Source organism: Paenibacillus allorhizosphaerae, assembly GCF_042659105.1.
GTDB lineage: Bacteria > Bacillota > Bacilli > Paenibacillales > NBRC-103111 > Paenibacillus_G > Paenibacillus_G allorhizosphaerae.
Genome location: NZ_JBHSRV010000010.1, coordinates 115,749 through 142,576, shown reverse-complemented (window position 1 = coordinate 142,576; position 26,828 = coordinate 115,749). Strand labels below are relative to the sequence as shown.

21 protein-coding genes are annotated in these 26,828 nt (G+C 45.4%); 19 read left to right on the top strand and 2 right to left on the bottom strand.

Going from position 1 to position 26,828, the window contains the following annotated elements; translation table 11 throughout:
• Nucleotides 1-76: 76 nt before the first annotated feature.
• The 8 genes from ACFQI7_RS28030 (at nucleotide 77) to ACFQI7_RS27995 (ending at nucleotide 9,437) form a co-directional block, all read left to right on the top strand.
• Nucleotides 77-394, top strand: coding sequence for a PrgI family protein (locus ACFQI7_RS28030; protein ID WP_218101256.1), 318 nt, complete (start codon nucleotides 77-79; stop codon nucleotides 392-394).
• A complete protein-coding gene (locus ACFQI7_RS28025) occupies nucleotides 394-1,290 on the top strand; it encodes a hypothetical protein (RefSeq protein WP_218101257.1) in 897 nt (298 codons plus the stop codon). Before ACFQI7_RS28030 ends, ACFQI7_RS28025 begins: the two co-directional genes overlap by 1 nt.
• Complete coding sequence (locus ACFQI7_RS28020) at nucleotides 1,256-3,328, top strand: VirB4 family type IV secretion system protein (RefSeq protein WP_218101258.1); 2,073 nt, start codon at nucleotides 1,256-1,258, stop codon at nucleotides 3,326-3,328. The genes ACFQI7_RS28025 and ACFQI7_RS28020 overlap by 35 nt, the downstream gene beginning before the upstream one ends.
• A gap of 1 nt (nucleotide 3,329) precedes the next feature.
• Nucleotides 3,330-5,552, top strand: coding sequence for a hypothetical protein (locus tag ACFQI7_RS28015; RefSeq protein WP_218101259.1), 2,223 nt, complete (start codon nucleotides 3,330-3,332; stop codon nucleotides 5,550-5,552).
• Nucleotides 5,553-5,628: 76 nt separating this feature from the next.
• The gene (locus ACFQI7_RS28010) at nucleotides 5,629-7,254 is read left to right on the top strand and encodes a glycoside hydrolase family 73 protein (protein ID WP_218101260.1); all 1,626 of its coding nucleotides are present in this window, start codon (nucleotides 5,629-5,631) and stop codon (nucleotides 7,252-7,254) included.
• Entirely contained in the window at nucleotides 7,241-7,462 is a 222-nt protein-coding gene (locus ACFQI7_RS28005; protein WP_218101261.1) for a hypothetical protein, read from the top strand. The genes ACFQI7_RS28010 and ACFQI7_RS28005 overlap by 14 nt, the downstream gene beginning before the upstream one ends.
• A gap of 190 nt (nucleotides 7,463-7,652) precedes the next feature.
• Nucleotides 7,653-8,198, top strand: a complete 546-nt coding sequence (locus ACFQI7_RS28000) for a hypothetical protein (protein ID WP_218101262.1) — start codon at nucleotides 7,653-7,655, stop codon at nucleotides 8,196-8,198.
• A 252-nt stretch (nucleotides 8,199-8,450) separates the two neighbouring features.
• A complete protein-coding gene (locus ACFQI7_RS27995) occupies nucleotides 8,451-9,437 on the top strand; it encodes a hypothetical protein (protein WP_218101263.1) in 987 nt (328 codons plus the stop codon).
• A gap of 17 nt (nucleotides 9,438-9,454) precedes the next feature.
• On the opposite strand, the gene ACFQI7_RS27990 is transcribed toward ACFQI7_RS27995, so the two are convergent.
• Together ACFQI7_RS27990 and ACFQI7_RS27985 are read right to left on the bottom strand one after the other, a co-directional pair.
• Nucleotides 9,455-10,408 carry a 3'-5' exonuclease gene (locus tag ACFQI7_RS27990; protein WP_218101264.1) on the bottom strand — a complete coding sequence of 318 codons (954 nt, stop codon included), beginning with the start codon at nucleotides 10,406-10,408 and terminating at the stop codon, nucleotides 9,455-9,457.
• A 108-nt stretch (nucleotides 10,409-10,516) separates the two neighbouring features.
• Nucleotides 10,517-11,596 carry a tyrosine-type recombinase/integrase gene (locus tag ACFQI7_RS27985; protein ID WP_218101265.1) on the bottom strand — a complete coding sequence of 360 codons (1,080 nt, stop codon included), beginning with the start codon at nucleotides 11,594-11,596 and terminating at the stop codon, nucleotides 10,517-10,519.
• A gap of 336 nt (nucleotides 11,597-11,932) precedes the next feature.
• Between ACFQI7_RS27985 and ACFQI7_RS27980 the strand changes: the two genes are divergently transcribed.
• From ACFQI7_RS27980 to ACFQI7_RS27930, 11 genes are all read left to right on the top strand, one after another.
• The gene (locus ACFQI7_RS27980) at nucleotides 11,933-12,898 is read left to right on the top strand and encodes a helix-turn-helix domain-containing protein (protein WP_218101266.1); all 966 of its coding nucleotides are present in this window, start codon (nucleotides 11,933-11,935) and stop codon (nucleotides 12,896-12,898) included.
• 46 nt (nucleotides 12,899-12,944) lie between these two features.
• On the top strand, nucleotides 12,945-13,277 hold the full coding sequence (locus tag ACFQI7_RS27975) for a hypothetical protein (RefSeq protein ID WP_218101267.1): 333 nt from the start codon (nucleotides 12,945-12,947) through the stop codon (nucleotides 13,275-13,277).
• Nucleotides 13,278-13,567: 290 nt separating this feature from the next.
• Nucleotides 13,568-14,206, top strand: a complete 639-nt coding sequence (locus ACFQI7_RS27970; protein ID WP_218101268.1) for an SEC-C metal-binding domain-containing protein — start codon at nucleotides 13,568-13,570, stop codon at nucleotides 14,204-14,206.
• Nucleotides 14,207-14,508: 302 nt separating this feature from the next.
• Nucleotides 14,509-15,993 carry a TIGR02677 family protein gene (locus tag ACFQI7_RS27965; protein WP_218101269.1) on the top strand — a complete coding sequence of 495 codons (1,485 nt, stop codon included), beginning with the start codon at nucleotides 14,509-14,511 and terminating at the stop codon, nucleotides 15,991-15,993.
• Entirely contained in the window at nucleotides 15,990-17,135 is a 1,146-nt protein-coding gene (locus ACFQI7_RS27960; RefSeq protein WP_218101270.1) for a TIGR02678 family protein, read from the top strand. The genes ACFQI7_RS27965 and ACFQI7_RS27960 overlap by 4 nt, the downstream gene beginning before the upstream one ends.
• Complete coding sequence (locus tag ACFQI7_RS27955; protein ID WP_218101271.1) at nucleotides 17,116-21,171, top strand: TIGR02680 family protein; 4,056 nt, start codon at nucleotides 17,116-17,118, stop codon at nucleotides 21,169-21,171. Before ACFQI7_RS27960 ends, ACFQI7_RS27955 begins: the two co-directional genes overlap by 20 nt.
• A gap of 12 nt (nucleotides 21,172-21,183) precedes the next feature.
• On the top strand, nucleotides 21,184-22,428 hold the full coding sequence (locus ACFQI7_RS27950; RefSeq protein ID WP_218101272.1) for a TIGR02679 family protein: 1,245 nt from the start codon (nucleotides 21,184-21,186) through the stop codon (nucleotides 22,426-22,428).
• A 644-nt stretch (nucleotides 22,429-23,072) separates the two neighbouring features.
• A complete protein-coding gene (locus tag ACFQI7_RS27945; protein ID WP_218101273.1) occupies nucleotides 23,073-23,720 on the top strand; it encodes a DUF4352 domain-containing protein in 648 nt (215 codons plus the stop codon).
• Nucleotides 23,721-23,822: 102 nt separating this feature from the next.
• The gene (locus ACFQI7_RS27940) at nucleotides 23,823-24,701 is read left to right on the top strand and encodes a copper amine oxidase N-terminal domain-containing protein (RefSeq protein ID WP_218101274.1); all 879 of its coding nucleotides are present in this window, start codon (nucleotides 23,823-23,825) and stop codon (nucleotides 24,699-24,701) included.
• 47 nt (nucleotides 24,702-24,748) lie between these two features.
• A complete protein-coding gene (locus tag ACFQI7_RS27935) occupies nucleotides 24,749-25,285 on the top strand; it encodes a hypothetical protein (RefSeq protein ID WP_218101275.1) in 537 nt (178 codons plus the stop codon).
• A gap of 648 nt (nucleotides 25,286-25,933) precedes the next feature.
• Complete coding sequence (locus tag ACFQI7_RS27930) at nucleotides 25,934-26,710, top strand: DUF4352 domain-containing protein (RefSeq protein WP_218101276.1); 777 nt, start codon at nucleotides 25,934-25,936, stop codon at nucleotides 26,708-26,710.
• The last annotated feature ends 118 nt before the right edge of the window (nucleotides 26,711-26,828 follow it).

The following is a 26,828-nucleotide window of genomic DNA, read 5'->3' as shown; positions in this document are numbered from 1 at the left end:
AGAAGGTAATGGTAAAGCCCTACCCCCGCGTAGGGCTCATTTTTTAAGGTCATAACGAAAGGAGGCTCAATTGGTAATGCGTACTGCAATGCCTTTTGACACGGAAAAGGAACGTCGACCGGTCAAGATCTGGGAACTAAGCTTCTCCTGGAGACAAACCGCTTATTTCTCAATCGCTCTTCTAGCATTTATCGAATTGGTTCAATATACGTATAACGATGATTTTCCGTTTGCATTATCTTTCGTAGTCTTTTTCATGTGTGCGATGGTATTCGTTCCTGCAACTCTGCTATCGTTTATTAAGCACCCTCAAAGTGGACTTTTCCTTGACCGTCATCTCTTGTATAGAATGCGCCATAAGAAAAAAGAAAGTGGCTTGTGGAGGAGATTTTAATGAGTGATATTTTTATGTTTTTGGGACTCGGACTAATTGGATGGTTAATTTACCGAGTGATGACCAATAAGCCGATTATTCCCATAAATAAATCAAAGAAGAAAACAGAAAAAAAGAAAGTTTCCTCGCAAACGAAAGAACTTGAGGGAGACTGGAAGAAAATAATCGGAATAAAACAAATCGTTGGAGACCATCAGCTTGAGCTAGAGCCAAAAGGCGATGTAAGAACTTTTGTTGGAGCTGTCAAAACGGAACCGATCAACTATCAGCTTCGCTCCATTATTGAACAAGAAGATACCGATCGAGCGTTCGAGAGGCTGCTTGCCCAACTGTCACTCGGTCCAGGCCGTGAAGTGAAGCTCGCGATTCATGTGCAGTCCCGTCCCATCGAACTTGTTGATCAGATGCAGCAGTATTTTGATGCCTTCCCTTCTCTACAGCCTATCGCACAGCGCTATGCAGAAAGTATGTTTTTTCCCTTTATGGAACATTGGCAGAAGAGTACGGACGAATATAACTATGTTCGCTACTTCTTCATTATCTTAGAATACCCGCCTAAGTTGATCGATGATATGGACGATGATCTCGTTTATTCCAAAGCGATCAATGAATACATCCGTCTAGGATCTACAATTATTGGAGGGTACGGACGCATGGGAGGGGTCGCCAAGCTTGCCTCTTTGGAGGACCTACTTGAATCGCAATACTTTGCAACACATAAACAATCAGGAACCGTCAAAGGTTTTCGATCGATTGTATCGACTCCAGGGAGACTCGGAAATATCGTAATGTCAGACTACTCTCGTCCGGCAAATCGATTTTTAGACGAAGATTTGGAAGAGCAGGCGGAGGAGATCAAAGATGAAAAATCTGCTTCAAAAAATATTTGGCAATAAAAAATCACCTGTTGATCCAGGTGAACTACAGTCCCAGGAACTGAAGAGTGGAATGCCGGTACCCACTTTGTCCTATTTTGATTTCGTTGCACCAACCGGGTTCGAAGTCCCCGAACATACCCGTGATATTGGGAATGTTCTTGATGGTGCTGCAGGGGCGTACCCGTTCCGCTCGTTTATTCTTGAGTTCGGAACTACCTCATTAACAACTGGATCTCTTGATGTTTTATATCGCTCGGGGCCTGTTAATATGATGTTCTATATAACGAAATTGACACGTAATCAAGCAATTCGTACCTATAAAAATGCCGCTACTGATGAAGGAACGCGTTTAATCAACATGCTCAAATCCGGGAACGAAATCGAAGCTCGAGAAGCCCAAAAGTCCGTAGATGCAGCCGGTCGTTTGCTCGATGAGCTCAGTGATGGTTATAACGATGGTTTCCTAGGAACGTGTCTTGTGACTGTATTCGCTAAGGACGAAAAAGGACTCGATAATGTCGGTATGCACATGCAGGATGATTTGATGGGTAACGACCATTATCTAAGAGTGCTTTATAATCGCCAGAGGAGCGGGTATATTTCTACATTGCCTATCGCAAATAACAAGATAGATGACCGGAACGATCGGAGATTTTTCGACCGTACTGCCATTGTAGCGGCTTCCCCATTTTACAGCTCAGAAATTCCTTTTAGCGGTGGCGTCCCGCTAGGTGTCAACCAGCACTCAGGGACGATGGAATTTCTAAATACGTTCGCTAAGTATCTCGATAACTACTCCTCTATGATCGTCGGTTCCAGCGGATCCGGTAAATCATTTAGTAATAAGTATATCTCCAGTTCTCAAATTTGCCTTGGTTATCGTATATTTTCGATTGATCCTGATGGAGAAAATGGGCCTGTTTGCAGGCTCCTTGGTGGACGTGAAGTAGAAATTCGAGAGGGTGGAAAAGTTTGTATTAACCCATTTGCAATTTCTGAAGAAGAGGTCGAAATTACAGATGAAGTGGGCCGTAAAAAGGCAATCGTTGTTGTCCCTCTCGGCCCCAAAATTGGCCAACTTCTCAAATTCTTTGATCGTCTACTTGGCGGAATGACTAGTGAGGAAGAAACTCATTTAAAGAAGGCAATTCTTGATACTTATCAGGATGCCGGTATAACGGAAGACCCCGCTTCTCTTTACGAACCTGGTCTCGTGCCAGAGTTTAATCGTTTTACCCGAGAGGTAGAGCAAGTTCGTAAGCGAAAACCGGAACGAACATTAACCGATGTGTACAAACGGTTACTTAAAAATTGTGCTGTTAATGTAGATTGGGAAACTCTCGAATTTGAAGATCTAAAAGAAAAGTACGCTGAACGGCTGCTTACGGTAATTCGTGGATACTTGCGAGATTTTCCGGACGGTGCGCTTATTGATGGGCAGACAAATTTCGGGGATGATATGCCAGTCGATAATATGCTCGACAATGTATGCTGGATCAACTTTAACATTAAAGCCATCGAAAGTTCTCGCATATTCGATATTATGATGCTTGTCATTACGACACTTGGCTGGGAGTACTTTATTAAACGCCCCAGTCTTCGTAAATTCCGAAAGAGACTGAAAATTGAAGAAGCGTGGAAAATGAAGCGAATTCCTGGAGCGATGGAATTCATCGAAGATTTAGCCCGACGCTCCCGTAAATACAATGCCGGCGCCGACATCATCACGCAAGACCTTACGCCGTTTTTGGAAGATTCTAGTGGGATCGCACTGGTTAAAAATGCTACGACCGCATTATTCCTACGTATTGGCCAAATCTCGACGGATGAAAAACTGCAATTGAAGAGTATCTTTAACTTTTCTGAAGGTGAACTTGAGGTCATATGCCGTCGCCCTCCGGAGCGAGAGGAAGACGATTCCCGCGGCGAAGGTATCTTAAGAGTCGGTGGCAGCTCTGCTTTTATTAAAGTGACAGTCAGTAAAGAGATGAGACGATTTATAGACACCGATCCGGATTGGCTGCAAGAGCAAGGATTGCTTCCGGAGGTGGGGTAACTTGAGGAATCCTTTTAAAAAGGGGAACAAAAAATCTAAGCGACTACTAATCTCCCTTGGATTGGTTTCGATAGTTTCCAGTATTTTTGCTCCGGCCGCTTTCGCAGGTAGTGGTGATCCTTGGTATGCGCAGCCGTTTACTTGGTTTCTAGACTTCATGTACGGGATACTAGGTGGTATTCACGACCCTGCCGATCACATTTTTTATCAAGGCTGCGGGATCCTGGGAACTACTTTCAAAGCATGTGCTGATCGATCGGTTTGGGGCTTATTTACAACGCAGCAATATAATACGGTCCTCTATCGGGGATTCTGGATGTTTGCCGGTTTATCAATGGGTTTCATTTGTGCTTCAGTTATTAAATCAGGCGTTTTGCTTTCTTTCAGCAGATTATCTTCTACACTTAAATTCGAGGTCAACGATGCTCTAATCAAAACAGTGGTAGCTACCATCCTAATTGGGCAGTTTTTTTCGATTACATCCGCGTTTTTTTCATTAAATAACGCTGTAGTAAATATGGTTGCTAAAGATTTAATGAAACCCCAAGTCGTCGTTGATAACAAGGGAAATGTCATTCCAAATGATGGACGGAGCATACAAGACTGGAGAATAGAAATGAATAGCTTGTGTGAGAACACAAGTGAATTAACGTCTCCAATTGCTCGCGCTGCGTGCGCACTTACGGTACGTGGTGCAGCTGTTTGGTGGGAAGTATTCTATTTGCAACGCAAGTTTATGATTGCAATTCTCGTCATTCTTGCTCCACTATGGATAAGTTGTATGTTTTATCCGATGCTGCATGGGGTTACTATGACAGCATGGAAAGAGCTTTGGGCCCAAATCATTTCCCAAGCGCTTCATGCGGTTTTATTTTGGATCTATTACCACCTAATTGATGATCAAATGGGTTGGTTTCAGATGTTGGTTGGCATGTGTTTGTTTATTCCTATATCTGAAAGCATACGGTTTATTTTCGGAGCGACATCGCGCACAGGAGGAATGCTTGCGGCCGCCGGTACAATGGTGGGAGCAGCCGGCATGATGAATTTAACCAAGGGCATGATGACGGTTGGTAAAGGATTAGTCAACGGACACAAAGCTTATAAAGGTATCCCTACGGACAATAACCAGTCCTCCGGAGCAGGTCATGGGTTACCAGGAATGGGTGGTAACAAAGCCGGAGGAGGAAGCGCTGGTGCCTCGTACGGAGGAAGTGTAGCCGACAATGGAGCAGGCCGCCCCATTTCGATGCAACAACGTAAATTACGTGCTGCCGGGGAAATTGGCGCCGGTTTAGGACGTGCTGCAGGGAGAATGGCATTTGGATTTGCAGGAGCCGGTATGGGTGGGGGTGCAGGGGCATACATCGGTGGTGAGATAGGGGAAGCCGTGGGTGATGGCGCTGGCTACCGTGCAGGCGCAGCTGGTCTTATTGGTGGTAGAGCTGTGAGCAAAGGAGCTGCTGCAGCAGGAAAAAGGATAACTGAGTTCCCATCAAACTTCAAAGAGGCTTATGATAATATGACCAATAGAGATGGTGATTGGTCAGCTAAAGCAGCTAAGGCTGCTTCAGTTGCTGCTCAGGGTGGGACAGCAAAAGTCGATGCAAAACGTAATCCTCCGCCGCCGACTCCGCAACAAAAAGCCGCGAATCTTGCCGAGGCACGCGAGCGTGCTGCCGAAAGGGCAGGGGCAATTGGTGAAGTAGTCTATGGTCGAGGGGGCTACGATATCGGTGATAGTAAGGCGCGAAGCTCCCACGCCGGAAGAACGCTTAATCCCTCGGCATTGACTGATTTGAGAGATCAACAAGGAGCCAAAAAAGTATTCACACTAGAAACAGCAACATCAAGTGTTCTCGCAACTAAAGATAATATAACCGGCGAATATAAACCTATTTCTAACCTGGGTCGCGGGAACTCTTCTCTGCGAACAGGAGAAACAGTCGTTACCCCTTATGAAATTCAGGGTAAAGGGAATTCCGTACGACTTACCCCCGTTAAAGAAGCCGTGTCAATTCCCGGGACTGCTGGAGCAGGAACAGATGGGGGACGTAAAGTTGAATATGTCACTGCTTCATATTTACATAATGACCAGGGCAAGACGGCTTATAATGGGAAAACAATCGATGCTAATCTTTTTATCAGCCCGTCGCAACAGGATGCCGCAGTGGATTTAAGACGTCAGAATTTTGTTCCTAAGAGGAAGACGTCAACGACCTGATCCTTCCAGTATCCACCATTATAATTTGCCCTCCGTCAGTCCGGACGGGGGGCATTTATTCGGGAGGTGACCGTGAATGGCAATGTACAACGATCAAGAAGAAGACTCAATGCCTTCCGTAGGCAGAAGAGTGGTAGAGACCGGTAAAGACTTTGCCAAAGCGATGGCGCGTAAGGTACTTAAGGAAATCGCTAAAAAACTCATCAAGATGTTAGTTAAATTTATTCTTAAACTCATTGCTAAATTGATAGCAGCTGTTCTCATATATTTCGGCATTCCGGCAATCATCATTGCGGTACTTGTCATCCTTATAGGTGGGGGCATTATTTACGCCGCTATTCATTTTGATTGGCTATCTGACACCAGTGGGGATACTGCATCCAAGCTTCGAGCTCAATATACCAGTGCCATAGAAAAAACAACAGATTTACCGGAATATCGTCCGCCAATGATTGTTGTACAAGCGATCGATAACATTCGTATGACGAAAAGCAATCTTGAAAATACAGATATCAAGCCAAGTCTTGCGAGTTCGTTAAAGCCTGACCTAACGTATAAAATATTCATTAACGTAATTGAAACTAAAGTCGTATGGGATGATCCAAACCCAACCACTGGTGATGATGGTGAAACTCGGGATAACCCTATCCATCATGAAGATGTGACTATCGATTATGAGGACGTAAACTTATTGGTTAAAGCTCATGCATGGAATAGAATCGATAATATAACGTATCATCAGGAGCAGACAGTTGAATCATCCGGCAATACGACGGTAACCAAGACATTCTGGGTAATGGATGAGGCTTGTAAGACTCCGCCGGCAAGTTCAAACTCAGGACCACAAGGTGGTACAGGCGGGGTTGTCACTGGAGGTGCTACCGGTTCTACGCACCCATTTTTCCTTTTATACGGGTCATACGCAACGGAGGAGGAGAAAAAAAGCGGCGTTCCCGCATCTATCACCCTAGCGCAAGCAGCTTTGGAGAGTGGTTGGGGGAGAAGTGAGTTAGCATCCGTTCATTATAATTTCTTCGGTATTAAGAAATTTGATGGTGATGGCCATGATAAGTATGTAACGTATACAACAAAGGAACAAAAAGCAGACGGTACCTGGATAACGATCGATGCTAAATTCCGATCTTACAATAGCGCATTGGAAGGTTTCTCCGATCACTCGGACTTTTTGTTAAAGAATGGACGCTATAAACAAGTCTTACAAGAAAAAAACCCTTATGCGTTCGCGAATGGATTGCAGGCAGCTGGATACGCAACAGACCAAGAATACGGGTATAAATTACGATCGATCATGCATCAGTACAACTTGCTTCAGTTTGATGTAGATAAGGGAATCAATCCGGTCACAGGTCAACCCTACGAAGATGTTGCTTATTCCGGTCCAGTAGGTGGGGGGGGCGGTGGGGAAATGACGGGTTGCAGCACGCCAAACTTCACTAAATTTGATGCGCTTCTTAGTAGTTTGAATTTCGTTTCTGATGATGTGCAAATAGCGATGCTGAGTATTCATGAGGCGGATGAATCTAAAAGCTATCTGAGCACATATAATGGCAAATTTATGGATGCTTACAGAATCATAAGTGAATCGAAAACGTCTATGATACTTGGCAATCAACAGATTTTTGCCTTAACTCCTAAGTACCATTTAAGTATCCTGCGGTGGAGGAATTATGAGCTGGGATAAAGAAGACTTAGATAAAGAAAAGTGGCAGGCTGCTTACAATAAACTCAGTAAAGCCATTTGGATCAAATTTTTAAAACCCTCAAATAAATATAGAAAGCTTAGTACCAAAGAGCTTGAATATATGTACGAGGCAATTAATCAAGGAAAGTCATTGCAGGAGTCATATGAATACGCTTTGAGGGTGTATAAGGCGCTTGGCGGTGACTAATTTTGATCTCTGCTCTCGATTGGATTAGATACTTCCAGAGGATACTGCAGAAGATGACAGTCCGGTCGACTTTAATACCAAACTGTTATCAGCCATTAGCTACGGTTTGCCGGTGGCTACGGTCCCCACCGTTTATAAATAACCGGTGCCGGCTCGGATCACATCAAGCAAACCAGGAGGGCGGATTTATGTGAGAATAGCCATAGTATTGGTGAGTGCTTGGGTAATTGTTATAGTCGGTTTTATTATCTATAGTCACGCTGGCCCAAAAGAAAACAAAGACAAAAAGCCCTCGGCAGCCGTGTCAGCTGATCGTAATCCGATTATCTCATACGAGCAGCCAGGCGGTCCGACAGATCAAAAAAAGATCGTGCAAAGCAGAAAGCCAGAAGATGCGGTTAAATTATTTTTTTCGCTCATTAATGAGGGAAAGCTTGATGGAGCTGTATCTATAATTGAGCCAGACTATATGCTTCTAGTTGTTAGTAGCCAGAAGAATAAAGCCCCGGTTGAGGTCATGCATTCTTATGTTCATTTGTTCAATAAAGGTGAGCTTAAAAGTATTGACTTTACGCCACCTGAGCCGTCAGCAGAACAAATAAAGGCGACCACCATCGTACAATTAAATAATGGTACGAAGTTGCAAGTCAATTTTGATATGTACTTCTTAGATATCGATGGTGCCGGTTTAAAGAACTGGTATCTTAAGGACATTCGTTCTCAAAAAATGAAATGATATAAAAAGCATTGATGATGTACGAGCAGAATTCTGACGTCAGGTACTTGAAAAGTATACCAAATATAGTACAATGGTCTTAGATATCTCTGACGATCTCTCGTCATTTCCGCATATGCGGCAAGTTCAACTCCCTATGGGATGTTATTGCGAAACGGGTTTATTCTATCCGTTAAGGTGCAATCATCCAGGGAGTTTTTTTGCGTTTCGAGAGATCCTGAGTGATTGAAAAATTTATGGAGGTTGAACTGTATGCACGTTCTGATTTTTGAAGGGGACCGAAAACTTGGGGAAGTGCTTAACGGCATGATCTCGAAATGGCGCTTTAAGAGCAAATACAGGCATTATAATCGTGTATATCTATGGGACAAATATGGGACAGGCCATAGCGATCGAGAGATTCTATACGCCTTAGTTGGTCCCGGCGAATCACTTACAAAGCAATCAGGTTCTATATTATTCATTAAGGAAGATGGGAAAGGAAAGTTCCTTCCATTATCAGAGGAAGACGTTGACGCGCTCACTCTTTATATGGAAATCCATAAAACAGTTGAGAAGTTGGAGCAGCATCTACGGTACTCCCAGATCAATTATGAAGAGGGACTAAAGGAGTTAAAATCCATTCATGAAAAAATTTATAAAGTGGATTCATCTATGGAAGGATGGATCTCGCCGGTTGCCGTATTAAGCCACCTCAGCAGTATTATCGCTAAGCATTTTCATGCAAATAATGTGGCCAGGGGATTTCAAATAATTTATAGTTTCTTGTGTGAAACCAAAAACATTAAAGAAGCAACCTCTGAATTACATCAATTGGCGAATTCCGATCGTTATAACGAAGTGATGGATCCCTCGGATAAGGAATTTGTATATCATCTGTCAAAGTATGATTGTTTCATGAGGAGAACGGGCAAGTGCTCGCTCGATCTGAGCCCGTCTGAGTTTCAAGAATATCAAATTCAGGACGAAAACAACCGTTCTGAAGCTTCTGTTCATTACTGTAGAAATTTATTACAGTCGTTTCAAACAATAGGCATTCAAAATAGTGTAGAGATTCAACATAATACAGCTTGTGATCATTACTCATTTACTGATGGCCAGCACCGATCCTGTATTGCTAAGAAAGTGCAGATGAATTTACCGGCAAAAATTGCAATACAACAATCATATTGCCGCATCTGCAGCAGCAGAAGAAGCGGTGACACGAGAATCATCGATGCCGATGATTACATTGCATAATAAGAATGGAGTATCTGCTATCTCGCGGATACTCCATCTTTTTTAAAGGACAGGACCGTGCACTTTTTAGCAAGCTCTTTCTCAACTCCTCGTTTTGCCACACGGTGGATCAGCCGTGCACATACTATACAATCAGCCTTAGCTCTATGACTTCCAATGCCTAACATTCGAATATCCTGATCGTAAGCGGCATCCATCAAGCTAATCCAAGTAAAATCTCGATGATACCTGGAGTAGCTGCCGACATATTCAGCATAGGTCTGCATGACACAAAAGTTTTTCAATAAGGTATAAGACTGGTTGTGGCGCTCGCAATTGCTTCGGATCATTTGAAAATCGTAGTCAGCGTTATAAGTGAGGATGGTCTTATCGACCGAAAGAATCTTTTGGATGTGTACCCAAACTTCGGGCCAGCTCGGAGCGTTTTCGACCATTTCGTTCGTGATGCCATGAATGGCGGTCGCTTCTTCCGGGATGGGGCAGACCGGCTTAACCAATGATTCGAATAATACGTTTTCATCAAGATCGATAACGGCTATATCTACGATTTCGGAGTCGTAATCTAAGCCAGTGGCTTCCGTATCCAAAATGAGGTATTTGGACTTATTGTCAACCCAGTTCCTGAGTAATTTAAAGGCATTCTTACTGATTTCCTCGATAAAGAGACTTTCCCGGCAATAATCACATATTCCCTGTAACAAGCGCTCCTTTCTTGAAATGATCCCTTCACAACGGGAACATGTCCGAGCGGCCAATTGCGCGGTGCGGGCTTTCTCGACTGCTGCCAGTTGCTTTTCGGTAGCTGGTTTGCAAGGGGCTGTTTCGCTAATGTTGTAGAGCTTGACCCAAATGTGGCCATTCCACACTTCCGCTTTTGCTTCTCCCGTTGGCTTCAGGCCCATTTCCTTGAGATCGGTCTTGCATTTTAAATGTTCCGGAACATTTACCCAACCGCCACGTATCCGTTCCATAGAATCCAACCCTTCGTTCAATTTTTATTAAATCGGACGTAGCCGCCTTTGATCCTTTGTTTTTGTGCTCAACCAATCATTCGATAAGCGTATCCGCATTTGCTGGTATTAGCAGTTCGTTACATCTAGGTCTACGTAATCGCTAACATCTCGCTCCTTCTTTAGTTGTCGACTCAAATAATTCTCCTTAGTGATCTTGGTCGATGAGTGATCAACCGTTTCAGAAATCCAATCCATGGGAGCTCCATTCGCGTATGCGGTTTGTGCAAAATAATGCCGCATAAAATGCGGTGTGACTCGATGGCCGTGAATCGTTGTAAGACCGGCCGCCGCCATGTGCTTCGATAGGTAAGTGGATAGACTCGATAAACTATAGCGCAGGCCCATGCGATTAGGGTAGAATGGTGTATTGTCTTCACTATTCAACTCTGAGCTGAGACCGACCCGTTTGCGATATTCGATTAAAACGGTAAGAGCGTATTCCTTAATATGCACATGCCTGATCTTATCCCGCTTCGTCCGGGTAATAAGGTAATGCTTCTTCTGGCGCCGGTCGAAATATAAGTCACCCCAACGAGGTTTTATCACTTCGTTTAAGCGCATTCCGGAGGTCCCCAAAATTAAAATGAGGGATTGTACCTTCGGATTGTCGCGATAATGCTCAATGGCCAGTTTCAGATCCGATTCTTCGATATCCCGCTCCGGAATCTCCTCTTTGATTTTCTTTACCGGCCGCAGGCCGCGTCCAACGTTCTTTTTAAGATACCCTTCCTCAAAGCACCATTCCAGGAATGAGTGTATAATGACGATCTTTTTCGCCTGCGTATTGGATTTTGAATATTGCTGCTCCAGATGGGTCTGAAACATCTCCATGTCGAAGCGAGACAGTTCCCTGATGTCGTTCTTACAAATCGTCTCCACGTACTGCAGAAAGGAGAGCAGCGCCCTTAAGTAATCTTCCTTCGTTTTGTCCTTCCTCTTTTTCTCACGGTTGTGCACGTAAAGGTACACCATCCCTAAATTCGAAACCTGGGAGTAGTCATAGTTGCCTTCTTCATCCTCCCGCGCAGACACTATTTCTCGAACGTTAAAGTAGTGATTACTGTTCATCAACACATGAACAAGTTGAATGTCGCTTAAATCATTTATTATAAAGGATGATGAAAATATAGATGATTGTTCTATCATTAAAATTCCACTCAAAAGTTATCACTACCTTAATCTACTTTATTATTTCTATTGTACCAAATATAACAGTTGAAGGAACGAATAATCTGAAAATATTGTAGAATTAGATTTCAATCAAAAATAATCTTATATTCTTTTAGTTCTATCATAATTATTTCATTCGCTACTTATATAATAATTATTTTATTAATTTATGTTGATTATATATCTTAGGTTTTGTGTTTAGTTTTACTTATTTTTATATCTACATGAATTACTAGACTGTGATAAAATGGTATAAATAATAATTCTATTTAACTGGACCGTTAATAAGATTAGGGGACGAGGACAAAAATTATGAGCACATATATCAATATTTCTGAGGCGGCTAAGGAAATCGGGATTACACCGACATCCCTCTATAAGATTGTCAACCACGAAAACCCAACGAAAAGATTGGAACCGGTGAACAGATCAACGCATCGCGGAGACGGGGGGTACCGCTTTCGTCTTTCCGATGTTCAGGCGTTTAAGACAAGCTATGTCAAAAAAGATTTGACCTCGATGGAAGCTGCGCAGCGGATCGGCAGGTCCACGACTTACATACATAAGCTAATCCGCGACGGACTGATTGAATATTACGAAGAAGAATACCGCGGGAAGAAGACGTACTTTATCAAGGAAGAGGATCTGGAACATTATATCAATGAAAACCCGGATGCCGGCAAAGTGGAAACGATATATGACAAGCGAAATGGTTTATTCTTATTCCAGCCATTTGTCAAAAATGGCTCCCTGGCCCGTATCGTCGAGTTGAAGCGGGTGAATAACCGCAAGATTGACGCGCGGCTTAAAACGAGCGACGATCAGTTGCTGACGTATGAGGAAGCTTTGGAACATGGATGGTTACCGCTTCTAACTATTACCGAACGGAAGCCGATCACTGGCTATGGCTATGCCCGCTTCGAATTTCCAACACAACAAGCACCGAATTCTGTTATCTATATGGTCATTGAAGAATTGTTTAAGCAAGCAGGTCCGGCAAACATGAAAATCACTCGTGAGGGGCGCATCATTACCGTAGAGGTGCGAAAGACTGTCCTTCTTGGAGTTATGCCAACAACGCATCCGGATCTGATAGACAAGCTGAAGCTCTTCCTGAAGTCCGGTGAGATTATTCCAAAATATGACGGTACTCTTATCGATACAGGTTTGTTTCCAGTCACTATATTCTTGTCTAAATCTCAGAAGGAAGCCCTCAACCGGAAGGCGGAGGAAGAAAATATGTCTCTGCAGGAGTGGATCGAGGAGCGCCTACTGTAATATAGTGGACACTTCGATGATCAAGGAAGAAAGGATGTATTGCTTCATGGAAGAAGATGAAATTGCAGACAAAAGCGAGCGTGCTCGTGCCGTATTATCTAAAGGTATTCGGAAAAAGAGATTTCGCCGGCTGCGGTCATGGGAAGTCAAAAACCGATATCTGCTTGGATTGCTGTTTGCAGAAGATCTTAAAATATCCGACTTCGCTGAGCAGCTAGGCGCCTCCCACCGCGCCGTTAATGCGTGGATTTATGAAGGAGTACTTCCAGGAAGAGAGCGACGCAAGAAAGCTGCCGACATCCTACGATGCCCGGAAGAAGTACTTTTCATGGAGCCAATGTCTGAATACAGAAAGATAGGCAAGAAAATACCCGACTAATCGGGATCGATCTAAACAAATCCTTTGATCTGTCCTATAAAAGGGCTTGTGTGGGGAACGGATTGCATCGAAGATTCGAGATGGCGGATTCCCCCCTTGATTGTTCCGTATTTCTAGGCTACGCTATCCTTGCCGTGCAAAATCTCGGGTACAGTGAGGACTAAACCACGCAGGTCGTCTGGGCGATCTACAGCCTGTTCGATTGGAAGAGTCGTAGAAGAAGCGCGGAAGGTTATTTGAACAGTCCACCATACTGAGCAAAATCTTTCACCTGCACAGGAGAGGAAAAGATGAATAAGAATATCAGCCGTAATGATCCGTGCCCTTGTGGCAGCGGAAAGAAGTATAAGAACTGTCACCTCAATGCTACCGACACACCGACATGGCGAGATATCGCCCAAGGCATTGCGTTTAACCACCCTAATAGCGATGAGATCATGCAGACGTTCTGCGCTATGATGGATGATTTTCGGGTACGTCCAATTGCTGGCGGTTGCCATCTGCTTTCGGGGATCTTGCATGTGCTGCTGAAGGAGCAGGGTATCGACTCTGATCTCTGTATTGGTGAAGTCCGCCACCCCAGCGGTGCCGCTTTTGATCATTCCTGGGTGGAGATCGCAGGGAAAGCATTCGACGTGGCCATTCAACAAACTGATAACGGAGAGCGCCATGCTGCGGTGTTTGCGGGCATAGATTTAGATACAGGGAAGCCTTCAAAGTTTAATTATCGGCATAAATCTAAAGGTCTTGATTTTATTGGCAGAAATGCGCTCGAAACCCCGCTTGCCGCTTATATGAACGGAGCTCCTCGACAGTTTGGGAAATGGGGTGGCATCGAGTCTATTGCAAAGCGAATCGGACTCTCTGTGAATATAAACACTCTGCAAATGAAATACCAAGGCGTACAGCGGCGATTCGTTCAGCCGTAAATCAACCCAGTAATACAAATAGATCACCTAGCTAGACAGAGTAATCACGCGCTTCCAGCAAATTCAGCGGCATAAAGAGGAGTGGAGAGAGGTGATTAGCGCATTCTCGATAAGTTGAACGAATGGAACTAAGCCAAAGGTTGACCCATCGGATGGGGCCAACCTTTTTTTTGTATATGGCGTGCCCAGCTAAGCACGCATCTTCTAGCCGGAGAAAGTCCTTCTTGTGAGCTCGAAATAATCTAGCAGATACTCATTTATGGTACAATAGAGATAGAGAATTTGCGGAAAGAGGCATTGGCATGTTAAACCCTTACACCAAAGCGATAGATGAAATGAATTATTTACATACGCAGAACACGTCGAGGTATCGACCGATCCTGCGCTTTTTTTATGAACAACACGGGCGTCGCACCCAGCTCAAAGCGGAGGACATTTTTGAGCATTTACAGCAGTTTCAGGATTTCGAGGACTATACGATTGCGGAGCTCCGGCAGGACCTCACCGTCCTCGAGAGCCTAGGAAACATCACCTCTCGCCAAGAGACTAACGATTATTACACGATCGAAGAGGTTAAAGCCAAGCGCTTTAAATATCAGGCAACCCACTATACGATTCAAATTGAGCGTTTTCTGGAGTCGCTGGAAACCAGCCAAGCGGACTTTGGCGGAGGCTCACTCGATAAAAATTTGTTTGACCGGATCGCCGATGCGCTGGAGTCGCTGTACAGCATTCGGGTCGATACCCCGCCCGAAGAGGTGTTTCGACGGTGGGAGGATGTTATGGAATATTTCCGCAGGCTCGACCGGAAGTCAAGCGACTACTTAGCCCACATTTCTTCTTTCCAAGCCGAAGACGAGATGATGACCGAGGCGTTTTTAGTCCGACGACAGGAGCTCATCACCTACCTACGGGATTTTGTGCGGGTGCTGCAGGTCAAGCTTTCACCGATTCAGCATCTGCTGGAACACAAGTTTAATGACGAATGGGTAGGGGAAATTATAGATCGCGTCATTGCTTACCAGATTTCCATTTTCCGCTTCGGAGACCGGCTATCGCCGGAAGCGACCAAAAAGCGGCTAAACGAAGAATGGGGACTGCTGACCCTATGGTTTCAGGGCGAAGAAAGCGAAGCCAGTAACATCATGAAACAAACGGGCGAAATCATCCGGAAAATGCTTTGGTTTTCAGCGCGGCTGATTGAAAGCAAAAGCACTCTGCGCAGCCGGAAACAGGAATTTCTCGACCTCGCCAAGCATTTCAGCCGGATGGAAAGCGACATTGAAGCCCACCGGCTTGCTTCCGTGGTGATCGGCGTGCCGTATACCCGGCACCTCAGCTGCGATGAGTACGACACCTCGGGACGCATCGAGAGCTTTTGGGATATGGGCAACGACCCGATTCCGCTCGGGTCCCGCCGCCCCGGTGCGCGAACCAAAGGGAAAACAAGCGCCATCGCCGATAATGCGAAGAAAAAGAAAGAACTGCTGGAAGCTTTCTTTAAAGAGCAGGAGGCGCTCAAACAAGATTTCCAGCGTCTCATTCAAAACGGCAAAATTGAATTGGACTCGCTCCCCGAGATTACCCGGGCGCAGCGTCAAAAATTGCTACAGCTCTTAGATCGGTGCATGCTAGCGGGCGACCGCAGCGCCAGGACCGAATGGGGGCACATTTTTATTTGGTCGCCGAAAACAGGGAGAACCCGGGTTCGCTGCGCCGACGGGGAACTGGATATGCCAAACGGAGAGTTTATCTTACAGCAGCGCAGCAGAGGAGTTGCCGAATGAACACAGAGGAATTAAGGCAGGCATCCAACCTTCTTTTGGAGCAGTACTGGATTCTCCAGGAAGAGCAGCCAAAAGATTTTGAACTCGTTCGTACCCATGAGTCGTTATTGAGAACATGGTTTCGCGAAAGATTAGGGTACGATCTCATCGTTCACCGTAAAATCTTTGCCCGTTTAGAAAAAATTCCGGCAAGAGGAAGCGACAACATGGCACTGGATCCTGATGTGTTTAAAACACCCATGGATTACACGGTGCTGTTTGCGCTGTTGTCCTTCTTGGAATCGCGCTACGATTTGACGTTTCTCATCAGCGAATTTCTTGAGGAACTGCGGATCATCATTGGGGAAGAAGACCATCTCTTTTTGGAAAAACACCGCAACCGCCTGAGCATCATCCGGGTGTTTAAATATGCCATCAAAACGGGGATCTTGATCAACCGGGATGGGGACATCGATACGTTTGAGAAAGAAGTACTGTTTAAAGTCCCGTCCGTTGCCCGGTATTTTCTTCGTCCGTTTCCGTGTGAAGTTCAGGAGGGGCTGGAAAACCCGTCGTTATGGGCGCACCTTCCCGAAGAGGACATCAAGCAACGCGTGTACCGCCTGCTGCTGCTGGAGCCTGCGCTACTCTTCTCGGAGATGGCACCGGAGGAAGTGCAGTATGTGAAAAGGAATGCGTCATTCATTGCGAAGGATATCTTGGAATATACGCCGTTTCGTTTTGAGCTCTATGCCGAAGGCGCTATGCTGATCCGCAGCGATCCGGAAGGAAGCATGGCACGGGATTATCCGTCAGATTCGTCGCTTTCGGATGTGGCGCTGCATCTGGCGGAACGCCTTAAGGAGTATTATTTGGATCACTCCCTGCATCCGGATCACGCCGGCTTGGTGATGATGAGTACGCTGGAGTGGCGACGCCACCTGCTGAACCTAAAGAAAGAGTACGGCACGTATTGGAAAAAGGAATACGCTGTGGATTTGACCGACAACAAACTCGTCGAAGAGATTACAAAATACCTGGAAAGCTGGAACATGGTGCAGCGACCAGATGCGCATTCGGTGCGCCTCTCTCCTACCATCGTGAGAGTAACAGGCAAGATCGTGGATAAAGGGGAGCCAAAGAATGAACTGGAGACCGACTAGAGCGGCGTTAATTGATTTTTGGGTGTTTGACTACGAAGAATTTCATTTTCGCGACGGCAAAATGTTGCTACGCGGCGGCAATGGTGTCGGCAAGTCGATTACGATGCAAACCTTGCTCCCGGTGATGCTGGATGGTGATATTTCGAGCAAACGTCTGGATCCGTTTGGCACCCGCGACAAGCATATGGATTATTACGTGCTGTTCGAAAGCAAGATGGAGGAGCGGACCGAACGAAACAGCTATGTACTGTTGGAATTCGAAAAGCCGGGACAAAACCGGTATATCACGCTCGGTATGGGACTCAACGGAAAAATCGGCAGAAAAAACGGGCTCGATGTTTGGTATTTCATCGTCAAAGATAACCGGAGATACCGCATCGATTTTGATGTGATTCGCCCGCGGATTGCACTCGATGGCGGCGAAGAAAGGGTCACGTACCCGAAAGGGGACCTGCGCAACAAAGTACTGAATACCGGTACCTATCACACAGATAAAAAAGAGGAATACGCGAAAGAAGTCAATAAACTGCTGTTTGAATTTCCCACCATGGACGTCTTTCAAAATTGGATCGAACTTCTGGTGCAGCTTCGCACGCCGAAACTTTCGAATGCCAAAGACATGAACTTTAAAGCGGTATACGACATCTTGAAAAAGTCGATGCCGGCACTCACCGATGACGATCTGCGGGTGCTGACGGAGTCCATCCAGCACATCGATAACATTCAAGACGATATTAAAAGCAGCCGGCAAACCGTGCAGTCGCTCGAGCGCATTGACGACGTGTATCGCGCGTATAATCGAGCTGTCGTGGGAGAAAAGTCAAAACAATATGTGGATGCAGTGAACCGCGAAAACGACATTCGAAGAAGGCTTGCCAATGCAAAAGAAGAACTCGAGCGCATCCAAGAGAACAAGCGGCAAGTCGATGAGGTGGTGCTGGAGCTCACTACTGAGGAGCGGACGCTCAAGGCAGAGTTCGGAGGGTATAATAGGGAGCGTGGGGTAGTATCCATTTTGGAACAACTACAGCAGCTCTCGAGCGACCTGGATAGAAAAAAGATCAATCAAAAAGATAAAGAAAAGCAGTACAGCGACGAACTGAGCAAAAAGCGAAGTCAGATCGAGGCGCGGGATGCAGCGGAATCGACTCTAGGGGAAGAACTAGAAAGCCTGGAAGAGCGGTTCGAGAAGGTGACCGAACTGGCGGAACAAAGTGCTTATATGGATCACGAATATTATGCCGAACCGGAATCGCCGGATTTTAATGCATGGATCCAAAACGCGCAGTCTTATCTAGACATGCTTACCCGGGGGAAAGAAAAACTAGCAGATGTCAAGGAAAAAGAGCGCAGACTCCAAGAGCTTAAAGATGAGCGGGATGAGATTCAAAAAGAAGACGATCGGGTGAAAGAAGAAATACAGCACCTTCGTGAAGAGCTCATTTCACTGCAAGAGGATTATATGCAGGTGCTGTCGCAGTGGAGTCTGGAGCTTCAAGGTCTATCCTTAAACGAAGATGATAGCAAGCAGATGTATTCACTGGCTGCTGCCGTCAGTGAGGATGAGGACGGCTTCCATCCTTTGAAAGAGTGGATCACCCAAATGATCCGGCGTCAGGAAAAAGGTATCACCGAAAAGAAAATGGAGCTCCGGCAGCGGATGACCAACTGCGATAATTATCGGATCGAGCTCAGCAAAGAGCTGAGGAGATGGCAAAACCTGAAGGACCCTGAGCCGCAGCGTAAGGCAGGGGCGGATGCGTTCCGTGCTGCCTTGAAGGAAGCGGGAACGCCGCATGCACCGCTCTTCGCGCTGGTCGACTGGAAGGAACATGTAAGCCCCGAGCAGCGGATGGATGTAGAGTCCGCCCTGAGTGCATCCGGGCTGCTGGATGCACTGGTGGCGCCAACTCTTGCCGGCGGGGAGATCCGTGAAGACCGGGTCCTGCAGGGCGCTGCACACGTAGCCGAAACAGGTACGCTGCTGGAATATGTTCAGATTGCGGATCATGGTCTTGCGATAAGCGATGAGGCGATTGCGAAGTGTCTTTCCGCCATATCGGTGAGCGGCGAGAGGGACAGCCACACCGTGATCCTGTTAGGGAAGCGGTACCACACGGGAGCGCTTGTGGGCCACGCAGAACAGGCAGAAGCCAGTTACATCGGAAAAGTGGCGAGGGAGAAGATCCGCCAATCCAAGATCGAAACCCTGAGGGCGCAACTGAGTGAAGCGGATGAAGCCTACAAAGTGCTTCAACAAGAGCAGCGTATGCTCAAAGAAAGAATGGATCGCCTTCAGGAAGAAGAGCGTCGCCTTCCGGTACCTACTGTCATCATGAGCCGGCTCAAGGACATCGGTCTCCTGCAGATTTCTCTGCAGTTCGTGGAAAAACAACTGGAGATCAATCAACAAAACCATAGCAAGGCATTTACAGCGCTCACGGAAACCCGAAAAGAGCTGAGTCAGATGCGGCTCAGTGTGAATACGATTGAGGCATGCAGGAAGGCGATCCAATTCCTCGGTGAGTATATGGATGAGGTGAGACAAATCCAACACCGGATGAGTATTATTGAAAATAAGCGAGCCATCATCCTGAACTTGGAACTGAGAATCAAGGAAATCGAAGACTATATCGTCGACCTTCTAGGAGAAAAGAATGTTCTTGCTTCAGAAATTACGAAGCTTGAAGGGGAAAAGGTAGCCCTTCAGCTACAAGTCAATAAAATTGGCGGCGAACAGATTAAAGAGCGAATCAGCTCGATTATAACGAGGCTTGACCAGCTGCCGCAAGAGCTCAAAGAACAAAATGATATGTCGTATAAGTTGAAGTATCAATTGGAGCGCGCGGAGGAAAAGTTGCAAGAAGAAGAGGGAGAAAGTGTAAAGCGTATCGAATTAACCCAAGCGGCAGAGCGGATCCTGCGCGACGAACTGGCGCTACCGCTTCATGATCAGCCGGATACGGATATTTTCACCTATGCCAAGGCGGCAGCGGTCGGCACCATGGAGAGCAGCAGCCACGCCTACGATCACGTCACGAGTGTTTTAATGAATGAGCGGCTGTTAGATTACGTTTTTGAGTTTAAAACGCTGTTTGACAATACGAACGGACTGATCGCCGAGCGGCGGGTCATTGAAGCCGCAACAGGTCTCAAGCGGGTGAGTCCGGACGAGGCGCTGCGCGAGATTCGCGAAAAACTTGAGTCACTTGAGATGAATCTGGACGGGCAGGAGCAGAAGCTTTTCGAGGATATCATCATCAATACTCTAGGGCTGACGATCCGCGAAAAAATCAAAAAGGCGAGGCGCTGGATTGATGGAATCAATGCGGTGATGAAGCGGCGAAAAGCGTCCATCAGCTTCCGATTGGATTGGAAAGGGAAAAAGGCAGAAACGAGCGATGAGATTGACACGCTGGAGCTTGTGCAGCTGCTTACCGCCAGCAGCGAACTGATGAAAGAAGAGGATTCAGAAAAGATCACCAAGCACTTCAGGACACAGATCAACCGGGCGCGGGAGTGGACGAGCGAAAACCCGACGAAGAAGCTGCAGGACGCGCTGCGCGATGTGCTCGATTACCGGGAGTGGTTTGATTTCAAACTCGACTGCTATAAGGAAGGCAAATGGCATGAAGTGAACAGGACCTTTTTAAATACCGCTTCCGGCGGTCAGCGGGCACTATCCGTGTATGTTCCGCTCTTTTCGGCGCTGCACGCTTGCTACGAAGGAGCGAACGAGGATGCGGCAAGGCTGGTGACGCTCGACGAGGCGTTTGCCGGGGTCGACGAGAAAAATATTGCGGATATGTTTGGACTTGCCGAGGAAATGGAATTTTCGTATATCCTTACCTCGCAAGTGCTGTGGGGGGACTACCCGACGGTGAAAAGCTTATCTGTTGCTCATATTATCAAACCGGAAACCGCGAACTTTGCAACCATCGCCCACTACAACTGGGATGGCGTGGAGCTGGTGCGTCATGACGTCGAGGAAGAGGAGCATCGCGGGTTTGGTGAACAACTCGCTTTTGAGACTTAACGGAGGAAGCTCATGGACATTGAAAAAGCCATCGCATTTTTTAAGAAAAATGCTGCCGGTTATGAACGATTGTTTGAAGAAATGATCAAAAAATACCGTTCGTATGGGCGGATCGCCGGAGAGATTACGCTGGAGATTTTGAAGCCTGAGGAGCGACGCGCCATCAGTGAATTTTTCCGAAGCGTCGACGAGCCCAAAGAACCGTATAAAATGAAACTAGTAAAGTTCGAGAAGATGCTGGCAAATTCGGTGTTTGACGGCATTACCTTAAAAGAGCTGCTGGATGCTTATGCAGGCGAAGAACTGATCTCGAACAAACAGGCAAGGGAGGACAAACGGTCGCAGCAGCAGCTCTTTTTTGACCGGCTTACTACGGCAGCTGCTAACGCTAACGTCCAAGCGGTGCTGGCGCAGCCGCCGCGATCCTACATCCGGCTGTACGAGGAAGATGAGCATAAAGCAAAGACCATTCTTTCCTTGGTACTTGAGGCGCTGGCGGCACTCCCCTTACACGGGTACGAGCGGCTGCCTATGTTTGCCGAGAAAATCACAAAGGACCCTCATGCGTTCGATCCGGACGTGTGGGGGAAATATCTGATCGACGGACTCAAGTTGCTATTTGACGCACCCGAAGAAGACGAGAGTGAACTACTGGTGGCAGCCGGGATTTTGAAAGATGATATCCATAACTTTGTCAGCGCAAGCGGACTTATTTCTAATTTTTCTTTCTGGCAGATCGCAAGCGAGGAAGGCTGCATACTGAACGTTCCCTTACGGGAAGCCATAAAACTGACCTTTGCCGCCCCGGCGCATGGAAAAGATGTTTTTGTGGTGGAAAACTCCGGGGTGTTTTCGGCACTCCTCGACCGAATGAAGAATGGGCCCATGCCGCCGCTGCTCTGCCTGCACGGGCAGCCGAAAGAAAGTTCGCTGATTCTCTTGGACCGCCTGGCAGAGAGCGGCGTGACGATTCACTATGCCGGTGACTTCGACCCGGAGAGCTTGATGATTTGCGAGCGGCTGTGGCAAAGATACGGAGAGCACTTCACTTTGTGGCACATGGACCGGATCTCGTACGACACGTGCCTTTCACTCGTTGAGCTCTCGACCCGGCGTCTTTCCATGCTGAAGAACGTGCAGATGCCTGATTTACATGAGGTGAAAGAACGCATGCTGGAGGCTGGTCGCGCGGGCTATCAAGAGCGGCTCGTGCCGCGGCTGCTGAAAGACCTCAATAACGAAAGAGAGGTGCTTTAGCTCCTCTCTTTTTTGCGCTGCAGCTTGTTTTCCTTTTTCTCCTCTGCAGGAATTTATGTTGAATGTTGGAGAAGCACTTATCATCGTAGTAGCGTACCGGAGGGATAACTTTTTAGCATGACATATGAGGAACGAACAAAACGGTTGCAGCAATTTTGAATACGGATCAAGTTGTTTAAGTTGCTGGAAGTGAAGAGGGAGAGATCGTTGGATTTGCCAATTGTTGCAAATGCGTTCGGAGCATCCGATTTATAAGGTTTATACGCTTTACATTTTGGAAGCTTTAAGCGGCTTGTAGAATCGGTTATGGATGGGGTATTGTGCAAATAGGTGTACATATCATGTCGAGGGGCGATGGAGGATAAACAGGCGAGGGCTATGGTCGGGAAGGAATGGCCAGTGGGAATGGTAAATGAATGTTTTGTTGCAAAAAGCGGAACCGATGAGGATACATGGTGACATTAGAGCAAGCATATAAGATTAGAAGGAGTCTTGTATGGCGTGATCTTTAGCATTACATTGGAGAACTTGAAATATTATTCTAATTTCAGATATAGTCAATAGTCTTATAGTAGGAAAGATATTCCATATCTATTACTTTTGTAATATAATAGGTTTATTATCTATACAGATGAGGGATAACAATGACTGATAAGCTGGATGGCGGGAAAATGAAGATCGACAAGCCATTTTATAAGAAATGGTGGTTTTGGGTTGTCGCGGTGATTGTGGTTTTTGTGGCGATTGGTAATAAGCCAGAAGACAAGACTACCCCAAGAAATACGGTGGCCGAAGCTGTAATAGCCAAACAAAATGCCGATGCAGAAAAAGCAGAAAAAGCAAAACAGGCAGAAGTAAAGAAAGAGCAGCAGCCTGTAATCGCTAAGCTTGATGAAGAAGTGAAGGCTAAAAATTTATCGTTCGTAGTTTCTGAACCAAAGATTACGAATGTAATTGGTAAGAATCAATTTCTTCAAAAGAAAACAGAAAACCAATATGTAGTAGTAAAGATAAAGGTCACTAATAATGACAAAGACGCAAGAACAATTGACTCCAATATGTTTAAAATCAAAGATTCTGCCGGAAAAGAGTATAGTGCTGATTCAGGTGCAGACATATACATTAATGAAAGTGGAAATACATTTTTCTTAAAAAAAATAAACCCTGGCTTAACGGCAAGCGGTCACGTTGTTTTTGAAATGCCAAAAGATTTAAAGGGATTAGTCATTACTTGCGATAGTGGTATTGGATTTATGGCAGGCGCTACAGCGGTTGTTGATCTAGGAATATAAAGGATGATGTGATTTCTTATTCAGATTGCGACTATAGTTATTGGTTTTACATAACTAAAGGCAGAAACAGAAGCCATAAGAAAAATAGGACGGTGAATGCATATGCGGATTGCAACATCTAATAGTTTCGGAAAATTGAAAAAAGTTATTCTATCCGGCGTTGTTTTAATGATGTTTGCAAGCGTAGTAAGCGCTTCAAGTATTAACGGAGATTACAATGGATATCCCATCGTAAATCTTAACGTCAACAGAGAATTGATATCTAGTGACGTACCCGCTATAAATGTTGATGGGACTGTATTAATTCCATTAGAAGCCGTTAAAGGAATATTTGCTAAAGTTGATTGGGATGAAGAAACTCAAACTGCTACGATACTTGGGAAGACTGATTTCAAAAGTATGTCCAAGTTGTTTAATGGACTTTTGAAAGCAACTGGCATTGATGCAAAGCTAACAATTGAACTTAGCGAAGAATTAGGTATTATGCAATACGTGTATAATTCAAGCGGCAATGCTGATACGGATCGTACAAACATTCTAGTAATGGCGAGCCTCCTTACTTCGTTAAACACTCCGCTTGATGGAGTATCCATTCAGATTTATAAAGATCAAGCTTATCAAGCAAGGGTCACGGTAGGCTATTCAGACATAAAAAAGTTTACTGATAACCAGATATCTCAAGATGAATTTTTAAAACTATGGCTAGTCCAAAACGCGCCAACAATAACCGTACCATCTACGCCTTCAACGCCACAAATAACTAGTAGCGTCATCGAAAGCAGAATCGACGGAGATTTTAACGGGTGGGATGGGACTACAATATTCAAATTGCAGAACGGACAAATCTGGCAACAAGATGATTATAAAATAAGAGTCGCTATAAAATTAAGTCCAAAGGTAATCATCTATAAAAGTGGCACACGTTACAAAATGAAGGTTGATGGTATCGACGATGAAATATATGTTAAGAGGCTCAAATAGTCATTAATGAAGTAATTACATAATAGAACGTTCAAGTGGGGATGCCGATGACAATAAGAATGAAAGCTAGCTTGATTTTCTTAGCAGGATTGGTATTGACACTACTATCATTCTTTTACTTCTATAATACATTGCAGTTAGATATTCAATCCATCGAGGATCAGAGGAATAAAGATCGTGCCGCCTTTGCAGAAGCGAGAAAGGCGGCCGATGCGGAAGCTGCTAAACAACGGGACGCAGAGATAAAAAGGTATGAAGAAGAATCAAAGGCGTCAATTGAGCAACAAAAGAAAGAAATTGAAGATAAATATAAGTCACGTGTCGGTGATAGATACGCTGAAATAATGAAGGATTTGGAGCTTAGTAATCTAAGACCTAAAGGCGTTGAACTCCCGAAATTGGGTAATTCTAATAATGTAATGACTGGAGAGTTTGGGCCAGATAAACATAGCGAGGAAATAAAAAGGCTAGAGTCAAATTTTAAAGGCACGATTATGTACCACGTATTAATAGCGGTTTTTCTAATAATAACTGAAATTATTATGCTAATAGTACTTCCTAGATCAGCTAATGAGCAACACTGACTAACCAATATATCGTTGTACAAGCTGGCAAAGAGATTTGATTAACGCCGAGGACATCGAGGAATATCCCAGCTTCCGGGATGAGCCCAGGGGCAAGCCGCAGTTTGTTTCCGATTCGTTTTTTTCTGTCGGGGAATGGGATAAAGTTCTTGTCAACCGACCGACAAAAAATCGAGGATGATCGATACTTTAATGTTTTAACTAAATTTAAGATTTAATCATATTAAGTAACTTGATATCTGTTCGGCGACACAAACATGTGCGCTTTCATCGAATTTCAGATCGATTGTTTGCGGCCATGTCAGCTAGCGACAGGACAACCCGTTGGAGTGGCGCCCGAAGCTTTCGCGTTCGCACGAATCCGGAGAGGGACGCGAACCTCAAAAGGGCCATATACATACTGCATGCAGGCTGGGCCGGGGGAGTTGCTACCCTGGCCCATTCGTGTTTATCATTTTGACAAGACGCCAATGCACAATGCGCCATTCATCGGCATAGCCGGGTCAAACGGAGCTTATAATTACGAACGAATGTTCTGAAAAATGATTCCGGAATCTTTAAGGTTTTACTTTTTAGGAAAATAGTACTACCCAAATAATCCTATTCCGTATAAAATTGTTATGGAATAACCATATGGAGGAGATAGATTTGAAACGTAAGCTACTTATCGCGTCTGCCTTATCAGTAATTATCGTTACTTCAATGTCGTTTGGTGCCTTCGCTGCTTCGAACCTTGATGAAATCTCTGCTTACCTTAATAAGGGGTTAAACCTTAAACTCAATGGTAAAGCGTGGCAGCCTAAAGATGAGGAAGGGAACGCACTCTATCCTATTTCATATAATGGAAATACATATCTACCGGCACGAGCAGTTGCTGAAGCTCTCGGCACAGCAGTCGGTTACGACAGCGCAACAAATACGGTACTTATTGGCGGGCAAGCCGATTCGAAACCGGCAGGCACACCTGGAAAATCGCGAAGCAACCCCGCACCAATCGGACAGAAAGTTGACTTCACTGTTAATGATCTTTTGAATGATTATTCCGGAACGCTATCAGTTGATCAAGTAATTCGAGGAGAAGAAGCCTGGAAAATGATTTCCTCGGCCAATAAGCTTAACAATTCTCCGAAGGATGGTTATGAATACGTATTGGCAAAAGTCAGCATTAAAGTATCAAGCAGCAAGAATAAAGACAAACAAATTGACGTGAGCCCGGTTGACTTCTCTATGATATCCTCGGAGGGAAAGGATTATGAACGGGCGATTGTTGTAGAACCTAGTCCAACAGTTAGAACAAAGCTTTATGAAGGCGCATCGCACACTGGATGGGCAGCATTCTTAGTCAAAAAGGATGACCAGAACCCGGTTATCTCTTACGGCCGGAAGTATGATGGCAGCGGCGGAGTTTGGTTCTCGACGATGTAAGATACTGGTGGGAACAAGAAATCCCCGCGGGCCATTGAATTGCACCCTTTAGAACATTGGAAAAAACCTTAGGTTATCCGATGGATTCTAGGGGTGCATTTTTATGGCGAAGACTGGC

What these genes read in the sequence shown, in the direction of transcription:
- ACFQI7_RS27955 (WP_218101271.1), top strand. Translation starts at nt 17,116, where the DNA reads ATGAACTGGAGACCGACTAGAGCGGCGTTAATTGATTTTTGGGTGTTT.
- ACFQI7_RS28020 (WP_218101258.1), top strand. Translation starts at nt 1,256, where the DNA reads ATGAAAAATCTGCTTCAAAAAATATTTGGCAATAAAAAATCACCTGTT.
- ACFQI7_RS27995 (WP_218101263.1), top strand. Translation starts at nt 8,451, where the DNA reads ATGCACGTTCTGATTTTTGAAGGGGACCGAAAACTTGGGGAAGTGCTT.
- ACFQI7_RS28030 (WP_218101256.1), top strand. Translation starts at nt 77, where the DNA reads ATGCGTACTGCAATGCCTTTTGACACGGAAAAGGAACGTCGACCGGTC.
- ACFQI7_RS27980 (WP_218101266.1), top strand. Translation starts at nt 11,933, where the DNA reads ATGAGCACATATATCAATATTTCTGAGGCGGCTAAGGAAATCGGGATT.
- ACFQI7_RS28010 (WP_218101260.1), top strand. Translation starts at nt 5,629, where the DNA reads ATGGCAATGTACAACGATCAAGAAGAAGACTCAATGCCTTCCGTAGGC.
- ACFQI7_RS28025 (WP_218101257.1), top strand. Translation starts at nt 394, where the DNA reads ATGAGTGATATTTTTATGTTTTTGGGACTCGGACTAATTGGATGGTTA.
- ACFQI7_RS27935 (WP_218101275.1), top strand. Translation starts at nt 24,749, where the DNA reads ATGACAATAAGAATGAAAGCTAGCTTGATTTTCTTAGCAGGATTGGTA.
- ACFQI7_RS27960 (WP_218101270.1), top strand. Translation starts at nt 15,990, where the DNA reads ATGAACACAGAGGAATTAAGGCAGGCATCCAACCTTCTTTTGGAGCAG.
- ACFQI7_RS27945 (WP_218101273.1), top strand. Translation starts at nt 23,073, where the DNA reads ATGACTGATAAGCTGGATGGCGGGAAAATGAAGATCGACAAGCCATTT.
- ACFQI7_RS27940 (WP_218101274.1), top strand. Translation starts at nt 23,823, where the DNA reads ATGCGGATTGCAACATCTAATAGTTTCGGAAAATTGAAAAAAGTTATT.
- ACFQI7_RS27990 (WP_218101264.1), bottom strand. Translation starts at nt 10,408, where the DNA reads ATGGAACGGATACGTGGCGGTTGGGTAAATGTTCCGGAACATTTAAAA.
- ACFQI7_RS27985 (WP_218101265.1), bottom strand. Translation starts at nt 11,596, where the DNA reads ATGATAGAACAATCATCTATATTTTCATCATCCTTTATAATAAATGAT.
- ACFQI7_RS27975 (WP_218101267.1), top strand. Translation starts at nt 12,945, where the DNA reads ATGGAAGAAGATGAAATTGCAGACAAAAGCGAGCGTGCTCGTGCCGTA.
- ACFQI7_RS27950 (WP_218101272.1), top strand. Translation starts at nt 21,184, where the DNA reads ATGGACATTGAAAAAGCCATCGCATTTTTTAAGAAAAATGCTGCCGGT.
- ACFQI7_RS28005 (WP_218101261.1), top strand. Translation starts at nt 7,241, where the DNA reads ATGAGCTGGGATAAAGAAGACTTAGATAAAGAAAAGTGGCAGGCTGCT.
- ACFQI7_RS27970 (WP_218101268.1), top strand. Translation starts at nt 13,568, where the DNA reads ATGAATAAGAATATCAGCCGTAATGATCCGTGCCCTTGTGGCAGCGGA.
- ACFQI7_RS27965 (WP_218101269.1), top strand. Translation starts at nt 14,509, where the DNA reads ATGTTAAACCCTTACACCAAAGCGATAGATGAAATGAATTATTTACAT.